The sequence below is a fragment of the Roseovarius amoyensis genome (assembly GCF_003260265.1).
GTDB lineage: Bacteria > Pseudomonadota > Alphaproteobacteria > Rhodobacterales > Rhodobacteraceae > Roseovarius > Roseovarius amoyensis.
In genome coordinates, this window is the sequence record NZ_QITQ01000016.1 from 1 (window position 1) to 18,144 (window position 18,144).

16 protein-coding genes and 1 tRNA gene are annotated in these 18,144 nt (G+C 65.4%); 10 read left to right on the top strand and 7 right to left on the bottom strand.

All coding sequences use genetic code 11. The features are described from left to right. Window positions 1–382 precede the first annotated feature (382 nt). Entirely contained in the window at window positions 383–1,030 is a 648-nt protein-coding gene (locus DL899_RS13285) for a DUF4157 domain-containing protein (RefSeq protein WP_239494704.1), read from the top strand. Between the two features lie 9 nt (window positions 1,031–1,039). Here DL899_RS13285 and DL899_RS13290 read toward each other — a convergent pair whose 3' ends face one another. Next, the gene (locus tag DL899_RS13290) at window positions 1,040–1,447 is read right to left on the bottom strand and encodes a c-type cytochrome (RefSeq protein WP_111734850.1); all 408 of its coding nucleotides are present in this window, start codon (window positions 1,445–1,447) and stop codon (window positions 1,040–1,042) included. A 75-nt stretch (window positions 1,448–1,522) separates the two neighbouring features. Beyond that, window positions 1,523–3,097, bottom strand: a complete 1,575-nt coding sequence (locus DL899_RS13295; RefSeq protein WP_111734851.1) for a lysine--tRNA ligase — start codon at window positions 3,095–3,097, stop codon at window positions 1,523–1,525. A 125-nt stretch (window positions 3,098–3,222) separates the two neighbouring features. Between DL899_RS13295 and DL899_RS13300 the strand changes: the two genes are divergently transcribed. From DL899_RS13300 to DL899_RS13325, 6 genes are all read left to right on the top strand, one after another. Continuing rightward, a complete protein-coding gene (locus DL899_RS13300; protein ID WP_111734912.1) occupies window positions 3,223–3,648 on the top strand; it encodes a tellurite resistance TerB family protein in 426 nt (141 codons plus the stop codon). A gap of 70 nt (window positions 3,649–3,718) precedes the next feature. Further along, window positions 3,719–3,955, top strand: a complete 237-nt coding sequence (locus DL899_RS13305) for an Lrp/AsnC family transcriptional regulator (protein ID WP_111734852.1) — start codon at window positions 3,719–3,721, stop codon at window positions 3,953–3,955. A 101-nt stretch (window positions 3,956–4,056) separates the two neighbouring features. Then, entirely contained in the window at window positions 4,057–5,493 is a 1,437-nt protein-coding gene (locus DL899_RS13310; protein WP_111734853.1) for a UbiA family prenyltransferase, read from the top strand. Beyond that, the gene (locus DL899_RS13315) at window positions 5,490–5,924 is read left to right on the top strand and encodes a GtrA family protein (RefSeq protein ID WP_111734854.1); all 435 of its coding nucleotides are present in this window, start codon (window positions 5,490–5,492) and stop codon (window positions 5,922–5,924) included. The genes DL899_RS13310 and DL899_RS13315 overlap by 4 nt, the downstream gene beginning before the upstream one ends. Then, window positions 5,921–7,246: an FAD-binding oxidoreductase gene (locus DL899_RS13320; protein WP_111734855.1), complete on the top strand. Its 1,326-nt coding sequence runs from the start codon at window positions 5,921–5,923 to the stop codon at window positions 7,244–7,246. Before DL899_RS13315 ends, DL899_RS13320 begins: the two co-directional genes overlap by 4 nt. Further along, window positions 7,243–7,980 carry an SDR family oxidoreductase gene (locus DL899_RS13325; RefSeq protein WP_111734856.1) on the top strand — a complete coding sequence of 246 codons (738 nt, stop codon included), beginning with the start codon at window positions 7,243–7,245 and terminating at the stop codon, window positions 7,978–7,980. The genes DL899_RS13320 and DL899_RS13325 overlap by 4 nt, the downstream gene beginning before the upstream one ends. Window positions 7,981–7,986: 6 nt before the next feature. Here the strand turns inward: DL899_RS13325 and DL899_RS13330 are convergent, their stop codons facing one another. After that, complete coding sequence (locus tag DL899_RS13330) at window positions 7,987–9,051, bottom strand: tetratricopeptide repeat protein (RefSeq protein ID WP_162685578.1); 1,065 nt, start codon at window positions 9,049–9,051, stop codon at window positions 7,987–7,989. Window positions 9,052–9,345: 294 nt separating this feature from the next. On the opposite strand from DL899_RS13330, the gene DL899_RS13335 reads away from it, so the two are divergent. Continuing rightward, window positions 9,346–10,752: a hypothetical protein gene (locus DL899_RS13335; RefSeq protein ID WP_111734858.1), complete on the top strand. Its 1,407-nt coding sequence runs from the start codon at window positions 9,346–9,348 to the stop codon at window positions 10,750–10,752. Window positions 10,753–11,051: 299 nt separating this feature from the next. On the opposite strand, the gene DL899_RS13340 is transcribed toward DL899_RS13335, so the two are convergent. From DL899_RS13340 to DL899_RS13355, 4 genes are all read right to left on the bottom strand, one after another. Continuing rightward, the gene (locus DL899_RS13340) at window positions 11,052–12,032 is read right to left on the bottom strand and encodes an SUMF1/EgtB/PvdO family nonheme iron enzyme (RefSeq protein WP_111734859.1); all 981 of its coding nucleotides are present in this window, start codon (window positions 12,030–12,032) and stop codon (window positions 11,052–11,054) included. Window positions 12,033–12,049: 17 nt separating this feature from the next. Continuing rightward, entirely contained in the window at window positions 12,050–13,786 is a 1,737-nt protein-coding gene (locus tag DL899_RS13345) for a hypothetical protein (RefSeq protein ID WP_239494705.1), read from the bottom strand. A 227-nt stretch (window positions 13,787–14,013) separates the two neighbouring features. Then, window positions 14,014–14,100, bottom strand: a tRNA-Leu gene (locus DL899_RS13350). A 136-nt stretch (window positions 14,101–14,236) separates the two neighbouring features. After that, complete coding sequence (locus DL899_RS13355) at window positions 14,237–15,505, bottom strand: peptidoglycan-binding domain-containing protein (protein WP_239494706.1); 1,269 nt, start codon at window positions 15,503–15,505, stop codon at window positions 14,237–14,239. A 109-nt stretch (window positions 15,506–15,614) separates the two neighbouring features. Between DL899_RS13355 and lipB the strand changes: the two genes are divergently transcribed. Beyond that, complete coding sequence (gene lipB, locus DL899_RS13360; RefSeq protein ID WP_111734862.1) at window positions 15,615–16,310, top strand: lipoyl(octanoyl) transferase LipB; 696 nt, start codon at window positions 15,615–15,617, stop codon at window positions 16,308–16,310. 160 nt (window positions 16,311–16,470) lie between these two features. Then, on the top strand, window positions 16,471–18,144 hold the full coding sequence (locus DL899_RS13365) for a cytochrome c oxidase subunit I (RefSeq protein ID WP_111734863.1): 1,674 nt from the start codon (window positions 16,471–16,473) through the stop codon (window positions 18,142–18,144).

Sequence of the window (18,144 nt, forward strand, 5' to 3'; positions counted from 1 at the left end):
AATGGGTCGACTGGTATAATAACACGCGCCTGCACAACGCCATCGGTTACGTCACGCCGAACGAAGCAGAGGAGACCTTCTACGCAAGCTTGAACGCAGATGAAAAAGCAGCCTAACTATTGAACCAAACCCTCTCCGGTAAACCCGGGGCGGTTCAGTCACGACCTCATTCGGATCGCGGGTTGGCGGGGATGGCGTCGATCCGGCGCGCGGCGCCCGGGCATAGCGCAGAACTGCGCTGCCATGGGGCACCCTGCGCCACGCCCACCCCGCCAGCCCGTGATCGGTCCATCGCGCGGGGGTCTGACACATCTGCCCCCTACCCCGCCACGCGAACCCTTGCTAACGTCTTTCCATGCGCTGGCTGGTTCCCCTTCTTTGCATGTTGCTGCTCGCTTGCGGCCGTCCGCTGACCCCGGCCGAGCAGAGCTTTGCCACCCAGATGCACGGACCCAGCCTTGATGTCAGCCGCATCCGGGTGCATGACGGCGCGCTGATCGGCAAGATGACCTATACCAGGCCCCGCCGCCCGCGCCTGACCTGCCGCGAACGCATCCTGCCCGAACCGACATCGAAAACGGTCACCGTGTCGCCCGCCGCGGCGGTGCTGTTCAACCACATCTACTTTGCCCGCGACTGGTACGCGGATGACTATCTGCCCGCCTATCCCGACCGGATCAGCCTGGTACACGCCATGCTGCTGGCGCATGAGATCACCCATGTCTGGCAATGGCAGAACCGCCACCAGACGGGTTATACCCCGTGGCGGTCGATGACCGAACACAGCCACAGCGCCGACCCCTATCTTTTCGACATAGACAGCAGCGCGGACCTGCTGGATTTCGGCTATGAACAGCAGGCTTCGATCGTCGAGGAATATGTCTGCTGCGCCGCGCTCGACCCGCAGGCGCCACGCACGAAGCGGCTGAAACAGATGCTGCACGGGGCCTTTCCCATGCAGCAGATCACCATCCCCGACAAGGTGGTCCTGCCCTGGTCGGGGGCGCAGCGGCGCGGCATCTGCCGCTAGGTCGGGCGGTTATTCCGCCTGGATGCTTTCGAGATAGGCCAGCAGTGCAGCCAGCGGGCGCGGCGTCGGCGTCAGCACCCCGTCACCCACATCCACCGGCACGGTGGGCCCTTCCAGCAGCAGGCCGAATTCCGGCATCTCCTTGCCCGGCAGGCCGGTGCGGTCATAGCCGTCGATCACGCTCAGCACCTCGGCGCGCGGGAACACGCCATTGTGCGACAGCCGGGTCAGGTCGGCCGGCGCCGGGTCGTATGACCCCGCCCAGGGCCCGTCGCCCCGCCCCGCGGGACCGTGACACTGGGCGCAGTCGGCCTCATAGATCGCCCGGCCCTCGGATGGTTCGGGCATCGAACGCACGGCACAGGCCGCCGCCGCGATCGTCACGCCCGCCAATAGCATCGCCGTCTTGCCCTGCATGCCTAGCACTCCCTTTTCAAACCACCCTAACAAGGGCCGAGCGGCGCAGCAACGGCGCCGAACCGCCCCGCCGGATCAGAGCAGTTCGCCCGCCAGCGCGCTGTCGATCAGCGCCACGGTTTCCTCGACCCCGTAAAGCGCGATGAAGCCGCCGAAACGCGGGCCCTGGCTGGCGCCCAGCAGCACCTCGTAAAGCGCGCGGAACCAGTCGCGCAGCGGGTCGAACCGGTCGCGCCCGATGGCATAGACCAGCGTCTGCAGCGCCTCGTCCTCGACCGGGCCGTCATAGGCGGCCAGCGCATCGCGCAGTTCCACCAGCGCCGCGCGCTCGGTCTCGGTGGGGGCGCGGTAGGTCTTGGCGGGCGCGACGAAGTCCTCGTAATACTTCACCGCGAAACCGGCGGCGGCGTCCAGATCGGGATGCGTTTCGGGGCTGGCATCGGGCGCATAGCGGCGGATAAAGCCCCAAAGCTGGTCCTTGTCATGGGCATGCGCCACCGAGGCAAGGTTCAGCAGCATCGCGAACGGCACCACCATGCGGCTTTCGGGCACGTCGCCGCCGTGGATGTGCCACACCGGGTTGGTCAGCCGCTGGGCCGTGTCCTGCCCGGCATAGGCGCGCAGCTGCTGGTGGTATTCGTCCACCGCCTTGGGGATCACGTCGAAATACAGCCGCTTGGCGGTCTTGGGCTTGAGATACATAAAATAGCTCAGGCTTTCGGACGAGGCATAGCTCAGCCATTCGTCGATCGAGATGCCGTTGCCCGAGGATTTCGAGATCTTCTGCCCGTTCTCGTCGAGAAACAGCTCATAGGTGAAATGCTCGGGCGCCTTGTGGCCCAGGATCTGGCAGATGCGGTCATAGATCGGCGTGTTGGTGGAATGGTCCTTGCCGTACATCTCGAAATCAACGCCCAGCGCGGCCCAGCGGGCGCCGAAATCGGGCTTCCACTGCAGTTTGACGTTGCCGCCCGTCACCGGCAGCGTCCATTCGCGCCCGTCCTCGTCGTCAAAGGTGACGGTGTGATCGCGCGCGTTCACCTCCTTCATCGGAACGTAAAGGACACGGGCGGTTTCGGGGTGGATGGGCAGGAAGATGGAATAGCTCTGGCGGCGCTCGTCACGCAGGCTTTTCAGCATCACCTTCATGATGTCGTCATAGCGTTCGACCGCGCGGCACAGCACCTCGTCGAACTGGCCGGAGCGATAGAAATCGGTGGCCGAAATGAATTCATAGTCGAATCCGAAGGTATCGAGGAACCGGCGCAGCATGGCGTTGTTGTGATGGCCGAAACTTTCATGCGTGCCGAACGGGTCGGGCACCGATGTCAGCGGCTTTTGCAGATGTTCCTGCAACATCTCCTGGTCGGGCACGTTGCCGGGCACCTTGCGCATCCCGTCGAGATCGTCGGAAAAGCAGATCAGCCGCGTCGGGATGTCCGAGATCACCTCAAACGCGCGACGGATCATGGTGGTGCGCAGAACCTCGCCGAAGGTGCCGATATGCGGCAGGCCCGAGGGGCCATAGCCCGTCTCGAACAGCACATGGCCCTTTTCGGGCGGCGCTGCCTCGTAACGTTTGAGCACCCGGCGGGCCTCTTCGAATGGCCAGGCTTTCGACGTCATGGCAGCTTTGCGCAGCTCGGTCATGGGGGCTCTCCGCTAATTTGTCATTCGCGCAAACCATTACGCGAAAGTCGCAGGGGTTGCTATTGCCGCGCGACGTGACAGTCAATATGCTGCACCGCAACAAACCGCAGGTAAGGAAAGCCCGCATGACCGAACAGATTCCGCACCCGCTCAGCCCGCAGGACTGCCTTGTCACGGTGATGATCGCGGTATCGGCCTCGGACGAGACGATCCGCACATCCGAACTGGTCAAGATCGAGAACCTGATCAACCACCTGCCGATCTTCGCCACTTACGACCTCGACCGGATGCGGCTGATGGCGCAGACCGTGTTCGACCTGTTCAGCGTCGAGGACGGGCTTGATGCGCTGTTCGGTCTGGTGCGCGACAACCTGCCCGATCATCTGTTCGAAACCGCCTATGCGCTGGCCTGTGACGTGGCGGCGGCGGATGGCACGCTGACCGATGCCGAGCTGCGCCTGCTGGAAGAAATCCGCTTTGAGCTGGACATCGACCGGCTGCACGCCGCCGCCATCGAACGCGCCGCGCGGGCACGGCACCTGACGGTATAGTTAAATCGGCGGTTTCCATCGCGCCGGTTTTGGCGTTTAAATGCGCCCGACGGATCAAGGGGGTGACCACATGCGCTGCGTTTTCGTCAATATCCGCTGCCGGCCCGGCACGTCCTACCGCGTGGCCGAAGAGATCGCGCTGCGGGAAATCCATTCCGAGCTCTATTCCACCTCGGGCCCGTTCGACCTGTTGATGAAGATCTACATCCCCGAGGACGCGGATGTCGGCCACTACATCAACGAGAACCTGCTCGACATCGACGGGATCGAGCGCACCGAGACGACGCTGACCTTCAAGGCGTTCTGATCCGAGGGGCCACCTCGCCTGGCGGGGCAAAGGCGGCTTTCTTGCGCCCCCGGCGCATGCTAAGGTCGCCCGAACGAGGGCAATCCGGGCAAGACCCCAGCATGACGGCAAAAGACAGGCGCGACGACACGGCGGTCCTGGTAGTGGACCTCGACGGCACTCTCATTCGCTCAGACACGCTTTATGAAACCTTCTGGGCCGGCATGGCCGAGGACTGGCGCACCCTGTTCACCGCGCTGTCGGCGCTGGGCCAGGGGCGTGCCGCGCTGAAACGGCGGCTGGCGCTGCGTGCCCGGCTCGACCCCGAACGCCTGCCCTACAACCAGGCGGTGCTGGACCATATCCAAGCCTGGCGGAAAAATGGCGGGCGCACGGTTCTTGTCACGGCGGCGGATGAAAGCCTGGCCCAAGCCATCGCCGACCATCTGGAACTTTTTGACGAGGTTCACGGATCGGACGGGCGGCACAACCTCAAGGGTCCGGTCAAGGCGCGTTTCCTCGTCGAACGCTATGGCGAGGGCGGTTATGTATACATGGGCGACAGCGCCGCCGACCTGCCGGTCTGGCGGGGCGCGCGCAAGGCGGTCACCGTTGACGCCCGGGCCGGGCTGCGCCGCCGGGTGGCCGCGCTGGGCGTGGAAACCGATGACATCGCCTCTGAACGGGGATGGGCCTGGCTGACCCAGCTGCGCCCGCATCAGTGGCTCAAGAACGTGCTGGTTTTCGTGCCGCTGCTGGCGGCGCATACGATGAACGCACAGCTTCTTCTGTCCGCGCTGCTGGCTTTCGCCGCTTTCAGCCTGGTCAGTTCCAGTGGCTACGTCCTCAACGACCTGATGGACCTGGCCGCCGACCGCGCCCACCCGCGCAAGCGCAATCGCCCGCTTGCCTCGGGGCGGCTGCCGATAACGGTCGGCACGGCAATGATGCCGATGCTGCTGGGCGCCGGGCTGGTGCTGGCGGCGCTGGGTGGGGGTCTGTTGCTGGCCGTCATCGCCGCCTACTTCGTACTGACCACCACCTATTCCATGGTGCTCAAGCAGCACGCCATCGCCGATATCGGTACGCTGGCCGCGCTCTATACCCTGCGCATCATCGCCGGCGGCATGGCGACCGGGATCGCGCCGTCGGTCTGGCTGCTGGCGTTCTCGATGTTCTTCTTCTTCGCGCTGGCCGCGGTCAAGCGGCTGGCCGAACTGGTTGACCTCTCCAAACGCGGCGGCGGGGCGGCCAAGCGGCGCGGCTATCTGGTGGAGGACCTGCCGCTGGTGTCGCAGATGACCACCGCATCGGGCTATATCTCGGTTCTGGTGCTGGCGCTCTATCTCAATTCGCCCGGCGTGCAGGACCTATACAGCGCGCCCTGGCTGTTGTGGGGCATCTGCCTGGTGCTGATGTACTGGATCAGCCGGGTCGTGCTGGTGGCCCATCGTGGGTTGATGGACGATGACCCCGTGATCTATGCGGTGCGCGAACCCAAGAGCCTGGTCTGCATCGTCCTGGCCGGGCTTTTTGCCGTCGGGGCGGCGGTGTTGTGAGTCGCTCCGCGCTGATCCTGCGATACGGCGCTTTCGCGGTGATCGCGGTGCTGGTCAATCTGGCCACGCAGCGGCTGGTGCTGGCCTTTCCCTGGCCTGTACCGGGTACCGGGCTTGCCGCTGCCATCGCCGCCGGCACGCTGACCGGGCTGGTGGTAAAATACCTGCTCGACAAGCGCTGGATATTCCTTGATGCTGAGGGCGGACTGGCCGCGCATGGGCGCAAGTTCACGCTCTATACCGTCATGGGGCTGGTCACGACCGCCATCTTCTGGGGCAGCGAAACGGCGTTCTGGCTGATCTGGAAAACCGACACCATGCGCGAGGTGGGCGCGGTGCTGGGGCTGACGGTGGGCTATGTCACCAAATATCAGCTGGACAAGCGGTTCGTCTTTGCCCCCCCGCCTGCAAGCGCGAGGGCGGCACAATGAAACTCTCCGGTTGGGGGCGCTATCCGGTGGCCGACTGCGCGCTCAGCGCGCCCCGCGATGACGCCGCGCTGGCCGCCCTGCTGGCCGAGGGCACACCGCTGATCGCGCGCGGCAACGGGCGGGCCTATGGTGACAGCGCCCTGAACCGGCAGCGCACCGTCTCGACGCGGCATTTCAACCGGATGCTGGATTTCGACACGAAAACCGGCGTGCTGACGGCCGAGGCCGGCGTTCTGCTGGGCGACGTCATCGCCGCGTTCCTGCCGCATGGCTGGTTTCCCGCCGTCACCCCGGGCACCAGGTTCGTCAGCCTGGGCGGCATGGCGGCGGCCAATGTGCACGGCAAGAACCACCATCTTGACGGTGGCTTTCGCAACTTCGTCGACTGGGTCGAGGTGATGGGCGAAGACGGCACCGTCACCCGCGCATCACGCGACGAAAACCCCGACCTCTTTGACTGGACGCTGGGCGGTATGGGGCTGACCGGCGTCATCCTGCGGCTGGCGATGCGCCTGCGCCGGGTGGAAACCGGCTGGATCCGCCAGCGGGCCATCGCCGCGCCTGACCTTTCCGCCGCGATGGCGGCGTTCGAGGCGGGCCACGACGCGCCCTATTCGGTGGCTTGGATCGACTGCCTGAGCAGCGGCGCCCGGCTGGGCCGCTCGGTGGTGATGCTGGGCGAACACGCGCCGCTCGACCATCTGCCGACACGGTTTCGCCGCCTGCCCTATGGCCCGCCGCCCAAACGCGGGCGCAGCATGCCTTTCAACGCGCCCGGATTTGCCCTGAACCGCTGGACCGTCTCGGCCTTCAACGCGCTCTACTATCGCATGGGCGCGCGCAAGGCCGGCACCACCTATGTGCCGTGGGACAGCTATTTTTATCCGCTCGACAGCGTGCTGGGCTGGAACCGCATCTATGGCCGGCGTGGTTTCATACAGTTCCAGTGTGTGCTGCCCGAAGGCGCCGCGCGCGAGGGGCTGACCGCGCTGCTGAAAACCATCGCCGCCGCCGGACAGGGCTCTTTCCTGGCGGTGCTGAAAAAGATGGGCGCGGATGGCGGGCGGTTTTCCTTTCCCATGCCGGGCTATACGCTGGCGCTCGATTTTCCCGTTACCGACAAGGTGCTTACGCTCATGGATGAACTCGACCGCATCACGCTCGACCACGAGGGGCGTTTCTACCTGGCCAAAGATGCCCGGCTCCGGCCCGAAACCCTGCACACCGCCGACCCGCGCGCGGGCGAATTCGCGTCAATGCGGCGCCAGACCGGCGCGGCGCCGGCGTTTGCCTCGCTGCAATCCGAAAGGCTGGGGCTATGAGCGGCGGCGCGGTGCTGATCCTCGGGGCGCGCTCGGATATCGGGCTTGCCATCGCGCAGGCCTTCGCCGCCGAGGGGCACGCCATCCAACTGGCCGCGCGCGACCCGGACACGCTGGAAGCGGCGCGAAACGACCTGGCCTTGCGCCACGGCGTCGACGTGTCGCTGCACGCCTTTGACGCGCTCGATTATGACAGCCACGAGGCGTTTCTCGACGCCCTGCCGGTACTGCCCGAAATCGCCGTCTGCACCGTCGGTTTCATGGGCGAGCAGACCGAAAGCGAGACCGACATGAACGCCGCACGGCTGGTCATGCGTTCGAATTTCGAGGGGCCAGCCAGCATCCTGGGCCTGATCGCCAACCGGTTCGAGGCGCGCGGCAACGGCATCATCGTCGGCATCAGCTCGGTCGCGGGCGATCGCGGGCGGGCGACGAACTATGTCTACGGTTCGGCCAAGGCCGGCTTTACCGCCTGGCTGGCGGGGCTGCGCAACCGGCTGGCGGGCAGCGGCGTGCATGTGCTGACGGTCAAGCCCGGTTTTGTCGCCACCGCGATGACCGAGGGCATGGACCTGCCCGAACGCCTGACCGCCCAGCCACAGGCGGTGGGCCGCGCGGTACTGCGTGCGGTGAACGCCCGGCGCAACGTCATCTATGTCAAGCCGGTCTGGTGGCTGGTGATGCTGGTGATCCGGTCGATCCCTGAGGCGATCTTCAAGAAGATGCGTATCTGACCGGCGCTATTCCCCCTGCGCCAGCCGCTGTGCCGCGCCCAGTGTTCCGGGACCGACCATGGCGTCAAGCGCGCCGTTGTAATAGCCCAGATACTGCAGGATGTTCTGGAAATTGATCGCGGTCTCGCGGTCCCACCGGACCTGGCGGCCGTTGACCGTGCCGCGCAGCTGCGACACCGGCAGATCGCCGGTCTTGAGAGCCTCGATATACAGCTCGGCGGCGCGGACCGGGTCGTATTCGACCCCGTTGCCCTGTTCGTACATGAAGCCGAGCGCGTTCATCGCCTGGGCATTGCCGTTTTGCGCGCCGTGGCGCAGCCATTTCATCTGCACCTCGGGGTCGTCGAAACCGGTGCCGCCTTCATAGAATTTTTTCAGCGCCGCCTCGGCCTCGGCACTGCCCTGCGCCGCCGCCAGTTCATACAGCTCCGCCGCCTTGATCGGGTCGGGCAGGTCCATGCTCTGCGCCATCCGCTGGGGGATCGCGCCGGGGTTCATGTAAAGCTCGGCCAGGCGGAACTGGGCAAAGTGATAGCCCGCATCGGCGGACTCTTTCAGCAACTCGATCAGGCGGTCGAAATCCTGCGGCACGCCGCGACCGATCTGGTACATGATCGCCAGCGTCGATTTGGCCGGCGCATCCCCCGCCGCGGCGGCCTTTTGGTATTCCGCCACCGCGCGGGTGTGATCCTCGGGCACGGGGCCGATGCCGAAGTTGTAGTAATCCCCCAGCTTGGTATGCGCCGTTGCCAGCCCGGCCTCTGCCGCCATGCTAAAGACCTCGAGCGCGCGTTCATGCACGCCCTCGCGCTGCATGATGACGGCCAGGTGAAACAGGGACACGGTATCCGGGTCGGGGCCGATCACCGCCGCCTCGCAATGCGCGCGCGCCTCGCCCAGGCGACCGAAATGCGCGGCCAGCGCGTCGCGGCTGACGGGGGCGCCGCTGTCGGGCACGCCGGCAATGTCCTGACACCGCTGCGCCGCCGCACCGGACTGTGCCAGCCCCTGCCCCGCCGTCATCGAAATGGCTGCCCCCAAGACCGCCGCAACACCGCTGATATACCGCATTCCCAGTTCCCTCGTTAAATTCCGCTGCCGCATTCGCGGGCACATGTCCCCTGTCGGGCCAAATTGCCAGCACCGCGCCAAAAAAGCTACCGGTCTTTCCCTTCAACCAAGCGACAGGTGCCCCCGACAATGCACCTGCAGCATGGCGGGTATGTGCGCCAGGCCGGGCGCCACAGGCCGATACCCGCGCAACTTGTGGCCAATGGGCGGTTTCCCGCCGTTTGCCCCCCTGCTTAAAGGCCGGCGTTGACCGTGTTGTTGAAGCATCAAACATTCACTTCTAAGGGACAGCTGATGAAAAACGATTTACCTCTCTCACTGACGCAAGGCGCGAAACGCGTTCTGCCGAAGAATGCCGCACCAAAGGGTGCGGCCATCATCTGTACCTATCTGCTTGGCATGACCGCTATCGGCGCCGGTGCATTTGCCATGCGCCACCAGGTTTTCACCCCCCCGGCAATCGCGGCCGTGGTAACCACCACCCTGCCCCGTCTGGCGGCCGAAACCGACCAGGCGCCGCGTCTGGGTGCGGACAAGTCCGACACCAAGCCCGCCACCACCGCCCCGCGACTGTCGTCGCTGGCGCCATCGGGCACGCGCCTGCGCAACAATCTGGCCTCGCCGCTGTCGCGGGTCTTTCTGGGCCAGCCGGCCGCCGTTCCGCCGGCCCGTCCCGGCACACGCGCGGCCAAAGAGGCCGAAGCGGCACGCATCGCCAGCCTGCGCCCGCGTCTGCGACCGGCAGGGCTGAACACCACGCCGGCCCCAGCCGAGGCCGAACCGGTGATCGAGAATATCCAGCTTGCCAGCCTCGCCGTGCCCGACACCGTGGCCGAGGCTGCGCCGCAACGGCCCGAGGCTACGGCCCTGCCCGCCACGCCGCGCATCGCCCCCGCCAGCGGCAGCTGCCCCAGCCGCCTGAGCCGCGCCATGCCGCGCCGCCCCGGCAGCGCGCCCGGCGCGCAGGCGGTTCTGGCCTCTGTTCAGGGCCTTGACGGCGTCAAGCGCGACGCCGTGGTGTTGCGCGAGATCCTGCGCGGCAACATGCCCGGCTTTCTGCAGAACCTCGCACCGGTCACCGTCAGGGGCCTTGCCAGCGACGGCAGCGCGGCGGAAATCACGCTGTGCGTGACGCCCGATTACCTGGCGGTGGGCAGCGACCGCGACTATGTGCGCGTGCCTCTGGGGCTGCGCGCGGCCACCCGCATCAGCGACGAATTCAACATGATCCTGCCGACGCCACGCATGGTTGACATGATCTATCGCGCCGCCGCGCTGCGGCTGGCGCCGCAGCCGATGCCGCCGGGGCCGCAGATGACCTCAACCGCCTATTTCGTGCGCCACAACGCCACCGTCGAGGCCCAGCGCCGCCGCGCCGGCGCGGCGCCCGGCACGCTGATCTCGGGCCAGAAAAAGGACGTGGTGCTGACCACGCGGCTGGCCTCGAACCGCGGACGCGTCGCGATCTATGGCTGGCACCGCACCAACGGCCAGCCTATCCAGCCGCTCAGCACCGTGCATGGCGCGGGCTATGCCGACTACAGCCACGGCGTGCGCCTTGTCAGCCGCACGGCATTCCTGAACGGCAAGCCGGTCGATCTGCGCAGCCTGATGGCTGATCCGCGCTATGCCGGCCTGCTAAGCAAGGAAGGCCCGGTTGGCGGCCCCGCCCTGCGGATGGCGGCGCTGGCGGCGAACTGATCACTCTGAACAACAAGATCGGAAATGGCGGCCACTGGCCGCCATTTTCTTGCGTCGGGCACGACAGCCGGAGCTGGCAAAGATCAACGCCGCGCCGAAGAAATGCGCCCAGCCCGGAATCAAGGAGCGTAGCGACGCCGGGCAATACCCGACCGCCCCCCTGGCGGGCGCTTTTGCACCGATGCATTGCATTCATGACTCGGACGTGGGTGGCACCATGAAGCGCCACAATTCAACGTGGATGCGCCCACCCGCGGTCGGGCACTGCCCGGCTGAGCCAAACAACAGCGGATCGCCCCCTACTTCACATCCTTGAAGCAGCGGAAACCGAGGTGATAGTTGTGGTGGCTGCCCGCCGCCATCACCCGGCTGCCGTGCCAGTAGGGCGCGCGCCAGCGGCTCCAATGGGTGTGGGCGCGCACGGTGTCCCAGATGAACCAGCTTCCCTTCATCTCGGTCACGCCCAGCTTGCGGCTGCCGCGGCTTGCCATCTGGTCGGGGGCCAGGGGAAGGTTCATATGCTCGGCGGCGTTGCCGTCAAGGTCATAAACCCCAAGCGGGCTCTTGCACGCCGGAAAGCTGCCGGCGGGATAGGTGTTCGACCCGCAGCCGGTAAAGCTGCCGCCGTTGCAACTGCCATTCTTGAAACTGCCGGTGGCGCAGACGCCCGACCGCCATTGCGGCCCGATCGAATAGCGTGCGGTCGACTGGTACTTGGCATTATGCGCTGCGCGAGCGGCCTGCACGCTCATGCCAAAGAAATAGTCCGGCGGCGTCAGTGCGCCGTGCGACGCACCTTCCCATTCATGGGCATCGCCGATGCGCTTGCCCTCGGCCCAGCACAGCTCGGCCGCCTCCTTGGCGCGCACCCAGGTCACCGGGTACATGCCCGGCACGTCGGGATATTCGAACATGTCGGCGCAAACCCTGGCATCTGCGGGCGTCTCGGTCGCCGGGTCATAGAGCGGGGCCATATAGGGTTCTCCGCAGATACGCTCGAACGCCGCGTTGCGGTAATAGACCTTGGGGTCGGCGCCCAGTTTGGCTGCCAGCTGTTCGGGCGTCATGGGATGACGCGTCACCGCCGGGTTGCCCTGGCCGATATAGCTGGACCCGGCAAAGATGGCGCGGATGCGTTGCATCTCGGCATTGCTCAGCCCGCGCGCCGCCTGCATTTCGCGGAACATGCGTTCGTTGTTTTGCTGCAGCGTCTGCGCACCTGCCGGCAGCGCCAGCACCAGCGCCGCCACCGCGCCCATCCACCTTGTACAGCGTCCCATGTTCTCTCTCCGTCGTGTCATTTGCGAAGAAGGTAAAAGAAGTCGCGATTGTCAGCAAAGCTGACAAAACGGGGAATCGGCGTGCCGTCCCGGCCGCGCGAATCGGTCTCGGCCATGCCGCGGACCAGGTGATGCGGGATCACGTTGCGGTCTTCGCGGGTGTAAAGCGCCATGTAGGTAAGATCCTGCGAATTCATGTCCAGCAGCATGGCGTGATCGCAGCCATAGGCCTGGAACGTCCGCGCCATCGCCGACGGCGTCGCGGTGGAGAAATAGGCATAGATCAGGAACTGCCGGCCGTTCACCGTCTTCATGCAGGCGCCGCCACGCAGGGTGCGCAGATCGGCCTCGGCAGAGCCCGACCAGTTGCCGCCCAGCCAGCTGACGACCTGGTCGCCCGGCACGCCATCGTTGATCAGCGGCACGCCGTTCTGGCGCGCAAAGCGCACCCGCTCCAGCAGCGCGTTGTCGGCCTCACGCCATTTGCGCATCTGGATCGACCCGTCATCGAGAACAAACAGCGTCGATAGCCCCGGATAAAGCCTTGAAAAGATGACGCCCTTGGACAAGAAGCCATAGTGATGGCCCTTGTTGCTATAGGCCATGTCGCCCGCGCGCCATGCGCCGTGATCGCGCTTGTAGCCGCCGGTAAAGGCGGCGGCGACACGCTCGGTCAGCGAGGGGCTGAGCATGCCGGTGCGCACGATCGGGTCAGAGGTATTGAACCCGTCCGGCCCGGACAGACCGCGCACACGCGCCGCCCCCGGCGGGCGCGACGACCAGCCAAGGCGCGGGTGATCTGTGCCCGCCTCGTAGCCCACTTCGAACTGGGTCAGATCGAACGCCACCAGATAGACATCGGCGCGCCGTTCGACCCCGTCCAGGCCGTGGGTCTCGCCCCGGCGATTAAGGATATCCGGTGAAATCATTCCCGGCTGCATGGCGCTGGCATAGACGCCCGGCGCATCCTTGACCGCGTACCAGCTTCCGGCCTGCACACCGCCCTCGGCGCCTTCCAGTTCGAACCCGAAATAGGTTCGAATCACCGGATGGCTCGACAGGTTCGCCTTGCCCAGCGCGGCGGCCACCTCGCCGGCATCGCCCCCGGCGATGACCTCTCCCGAACTCATGTAGGCGTCTTCGTAGAACGACCCCTTGATGAGGTTCACGATATCGTCGCCGAACACCACATTGTCGCGCAGAAACTGCGATACCGCCTCGCGGCTGGACCGCGCGCCGCGGGTGGCGTTGCGTACGAATGCCCGGTTGTCGCATATCGGCGCATAGGGCAGGTCCGAACCCGCCGCGCGCGCCAGCTCCGGGGTTCGCCCCTGCCACGGCGTGCAGCGCGCCACGATGCCGTCGCTTTCAAAGACCAGCGCCGGGTCATCGCCCCGCGCCAGCGTCAGAACGGTCTTTTCGGGGTCGGCCAGTTCCAGGTGATAGGTGACGGTCTGCCGGCTGCGGGACGGGTCAAGGACATCGACCAGAAACCATGTGTTGGCCTTGGGGTTGAGCGAGGTCAGCGTCACCTCGGCGCCGTCTGCCGATACCGCCTGCACCGAGGTGCGGAACGGCTGAAACTCCCGCATGGATCTGGACCGGTCAGTCAGGAAATCCTGCCATTGCTTGTCGCGCACCGCATCGTCGGTGACCAACAGGTCCGTTGCCTGCGCATTGGGCGCCGATGCCACCCCGGCGACAACCGCTAATGCGCCCGCCAGGTTCTTCAAACAATAACTGAAACGAAACACGATACCCCCTATTTTCACTCACCCCAAACACGGGATGGTCCCGTCAGCCCGAAAGAGGCGTCATTGCACAGGCTGCGCCCCCCAGGGTTTGCCCTTTGCGACATGCTATTGTGTGGTCGGGAAGTTCACAAGCATTGATGACTCGCAGGCGGCCGAGCCGCCTGCCCCCTCTTTGCCCCCCCGAGAACGGAAAAACGGGCCCCGAAAGGGCCCGCTTTTTCGGGTGATGGTGCGGTCGAGAAGACTCGAACTTCCACGGGTGTTACCCCACAGCGACCTCAACGCTGCGCGTCTACCAATTCCGCCACGACCGCATGATCCGGGCAGGTGGGGCGGCGTATACGCAATCGCTGCGCGCTTGTGAAGGGGCAAATCGCGCCTGCCTGCCCCGGAAATGCAAACCGCCGCGACACCATCGGCGCCGCGGCGGTGCATGACCGGTGTGATCGCTCAGTCGGTGGTGCTGAAGGTCGGCAGGGTCGCTGCCGGCTTGACGCTCTCCGTACCCTGCTGCGCCCCCGACGACTGTTCGGTAAAGACCGCCTTGCGGATCAGGTCGGTACGTTCCGGGCTGCCCGGGGCAAAGACCGGCTCGCCGCTGCGCTCGACCGAGGTGATGCCCGCCTCGTACCAGGCCATGGCCAGGTCGGGCCGGCGAGTGGTGCCGAAGCCCTCGTTCAGGTGGTGGCCGATCAGCTCGCTATAGGCGTCCTCGCCCAGACCGGTCAGCAGCAGGGCCGAGCCCAGCGCCACATCCATGTTGTCGGTGCGATACCCGACCGACAGGCAGATCTTGGCGGTGCCGGACAGCTGCGCCGGCGACTGCCCCGATTCGAGCACGAACCCACGCACGTCGTCGAGCACCGCGTCGCGCGGTTCCAGCGACAGGGCCGCGACGTGATCACGCATCGCCGGGCCGATGGCGCCGCACTGTTCTTCGAGCTGGGCGTTGTTGACGCCCGACAGGTTGGCCGCAGCCGCCTCGCCCGACGAGATCGCATAGGTCCGCGCCAGGCAGAACTGTTCATTCAGCGCAAAGCGCGGATCGCCCATCGACGCGGCGGTGACAAAGCCGCCGTTGGAGCTGGTCACCAGGCTGACCTGGTTGCAATGCGACGCCAGCGACGGGCCGTCGCTGCCATCGCCCATCAGGTTGGGCAACGCGGCCATGGTCGCGCCGGTGCCGGCATCCGCGCCCTGGGTGGGTTTCGAAACCATCACCGACCCGCCGCCGGTCGCGCCCGGGGTCATCATGCCCGCAGCCTCGTCCCGATAGGCGTGCAACAGGCCCCGCTGCCCCATGCCACGCTGGGCGACAAGCTGTGCGGTAAGGGTCGGGTTGGTCTGGGCGCGAAAGTAGGAAGAGACCAGGAACTGGCGCTCATACTCGGTCATGTTGCCGGTGGCGGGATAGCCCATATGCGCCTGAAACTGCGCCGCGGCGTTGCGGGTATTGCGCCCCCGCACGCCATCCGGCGTTCCGGCGGGAAAGCCGAAATAGTTCAGCGCTGTCTGTTCCTCGATCACCTGCTGGCGCGCCACGGTGTTGACCGGCGCCCGGTATACCCGCCGCGGCGCAGTCCGGCGTTCGCGCGCCTTGGCGCTTTCATTGACAATGATTCCGCTGACCGCGCCACCAACAAGCCCGCCGACGAGCCCGTCCGCAAGATCCGCCGCCGCCCGCGTCGCAGGCGTGGCCGCGATGGCCGCCGCCAGCATGCTTAATGCAATTCTTTTTGAAAACATCTGACATCTCCCCTAGTGAGTCCCGACCAACCTTACTTGATATTACCATGAATCCCATATCCTACATATCCGGATCGCCCATATGAGCCAGAAACCCCTCAGTAGTGCCCCGTTGCCGGGCGTGGAATGGTACCGATCCGAGGCGCCGGTGCCCTATCCCGACGCCATTGCCGAGATGGAGGCCAGGGTTGGCCGAATCGCTGCCGGAACAGCGCGCGAGGCGATCTGGCTGCTCGAACACCCGCCGCTTTACACCGCCGGTCCAGCGGCAGACCCTGCTGATCTGTGCGATCCTGACCGATTTCCTGTCTACCAGACCCGGCGTGGCGGACAGTACACCTATCACGGCCCCGGCCAGCGGGTGGTCTATGTCATGCTGGATGTCGGCCGGCGCGGGCGCGATGTGCGCCGCTTTGTATCGGCGCTTGAAAACTGGGTGATCGCCACGCTCGACCGCTTCAACGTGCGCGGAGAAATCCGCCCCGGACGCGTCGGCGTGTGGGTGGTGCGCGACGACAAGCCCCTGATGCCCACGGGCGAACGGCAAGAGGACAAGATCGCCGCCATCGGCATTCGGATGCGCAAATGGATCAGCTTTCATGGGCTGTCGATCAATGTCGAACCGGATCTCGGCCATTTTTCCGGCATCGTGCCCTGCGGCATCAACGAACACGGCGTGACCAGCCTTGTCGATCTGGGTCTGCCGGTCGAGATGGGCGATCTGGACGTGGCGCTGAAACAGACCTTTGCGCAGGCATTCCCGCCGCCTGCAAACTGATCTGCTACCGGCCATTGCGGGCGCGGCACGGTTCGCGAATTTTTGATCTGCGTCAAATTCTCGGATTGCCCTGCCCCCCGACACATTCTAGAAACACCACAATCTGACGCGGCCCGGGCGACCGGCGGCGCGCTTGTCTATAACCTGCAGGAGGCAACCAATGGCGGACGCAGCCATTCACGGCCACGGACACGACGACACGCGCGGTTTCTTTACCCGCTGGTTCATGTCCACCAACCACAAGGACATCGGGATCCTCTACCTGGTCACCGCGGCTGCGGCCGGGTTGGTCGCGGTTCTCTTCACCGTCTACATGCGGATGGAACTGATGCATCCCGGCGTGCAGTACATGTGTCTCGAAGGGGCGCGCCTGACGGCCGCCGCGGCGGGCGAATGCACGCCCAACGGGCACCTGTGGAACGTGATGATCACCTATCACGGCGTGCTGATGATGTTCTTCGTGGTCATCCCGGCGCTGTTCGGCGGCTTTGGCAACTTCCTGATGCCGCTGCAGATCGGCGCGCCGGACATGGCGTTCCCGCGGATGAACAACCTCAGCTACTGGATGTACGTTGCCGGTGTCGGGCTGGGGGTTGCCTCGCTTCTCAGCCCAGGCGGCAACAGCCAGTTGGGTTCGGGCGTGGGCTGGGTGCTCTACCCGCCGCTTTCGACCTCCGAGGCGGGCATGTCGATGGACCTGGCGATCTTTGCCGTGCACCTGTCGGGCGCGTCGTCGATCCTGGGCGCGATCAACATGATCACCACCTTCCTGAACATGCGCGCGCCGGGCATGACCCTGTTCAAGGTGCCGCTGTTTTCGTGGTCGATCTTTGTCACCGCCTGGATGATCCTGCTGGCGCTGCCGGTGCTGGCCGGTGCCATCACCATGCTGCTGACCGACCGCAATTTCGGCACCACCTTCTTTGATCCCGCCGGTGGCGGCGACCCGGTGCTGTACCAGCACATCCTGTGGTTCTTCGGGCATCCCGAGGTCTATATCATCATCATCCCCGGCTTCGGCATCATCAGCCACGTCATCTCCACCTTCTCGCGCAAGCCGATCTTCGGCTACCTGCCGATGGTCTGGGCGATGATCGCGATCGGGGTTCTGGGCTTTATCGTCTGGGCGCACCACATGTACACGGTGGGGCTGTCGGTCAGCCAGCAGAGCTATTTCATGCTGGCCACGATGGTGATCGCGGTGCCCACGGGCATCAAGGTGTTCTCCTGGATCGCCACCATGTGGGGCGGCTCGATCGAACTGAAGGCGCCGATGCTGTGGGCCTTCGGGTTCCTGTTTCTCTTCACCGTGGGCGGCGTCACGGGCATCGTCCTGTCGCAGGCCGGCGTCGACCGGGCCTATCACGACACCTATTATGTCGTGGCGCACTTCCACTATGTGATGAGCCTTGGCGCCGTCTTTGCCATCTTTGCCGGGGTCTATTTCTACTTCGGCAAGTTCACCGGACGGCAATACCCCGAATGGGCGGCCAAGCTGCATTTCTGGATGATGTTCATCGGCTCGAACCTGACCTTCTTCCCGCAGCACTTTCTGGGACGGCAGGGCATGCCGCGGCGCTATATCGACTACCCCGAGGCGTTCGCCTACTGGAACTGGTGGTCGTCGCTGGGCGCCTTCATCGCCTTCGCGTCGTTCGTGTTCTTCCTCGGTGTGGTGTTCTACTCGCTCTTCCGCGGGGCGCGGGTGACGCAGGCGAATTACTGGAACGAATACGCCGACACGCTGGAATGGACGGTGTCCTCGCCCCCGCCCGAGCACACCTTTGAAATCCTGCCCAAGCAGGAAGACTGGGACAAGGGCCACGCACACTAG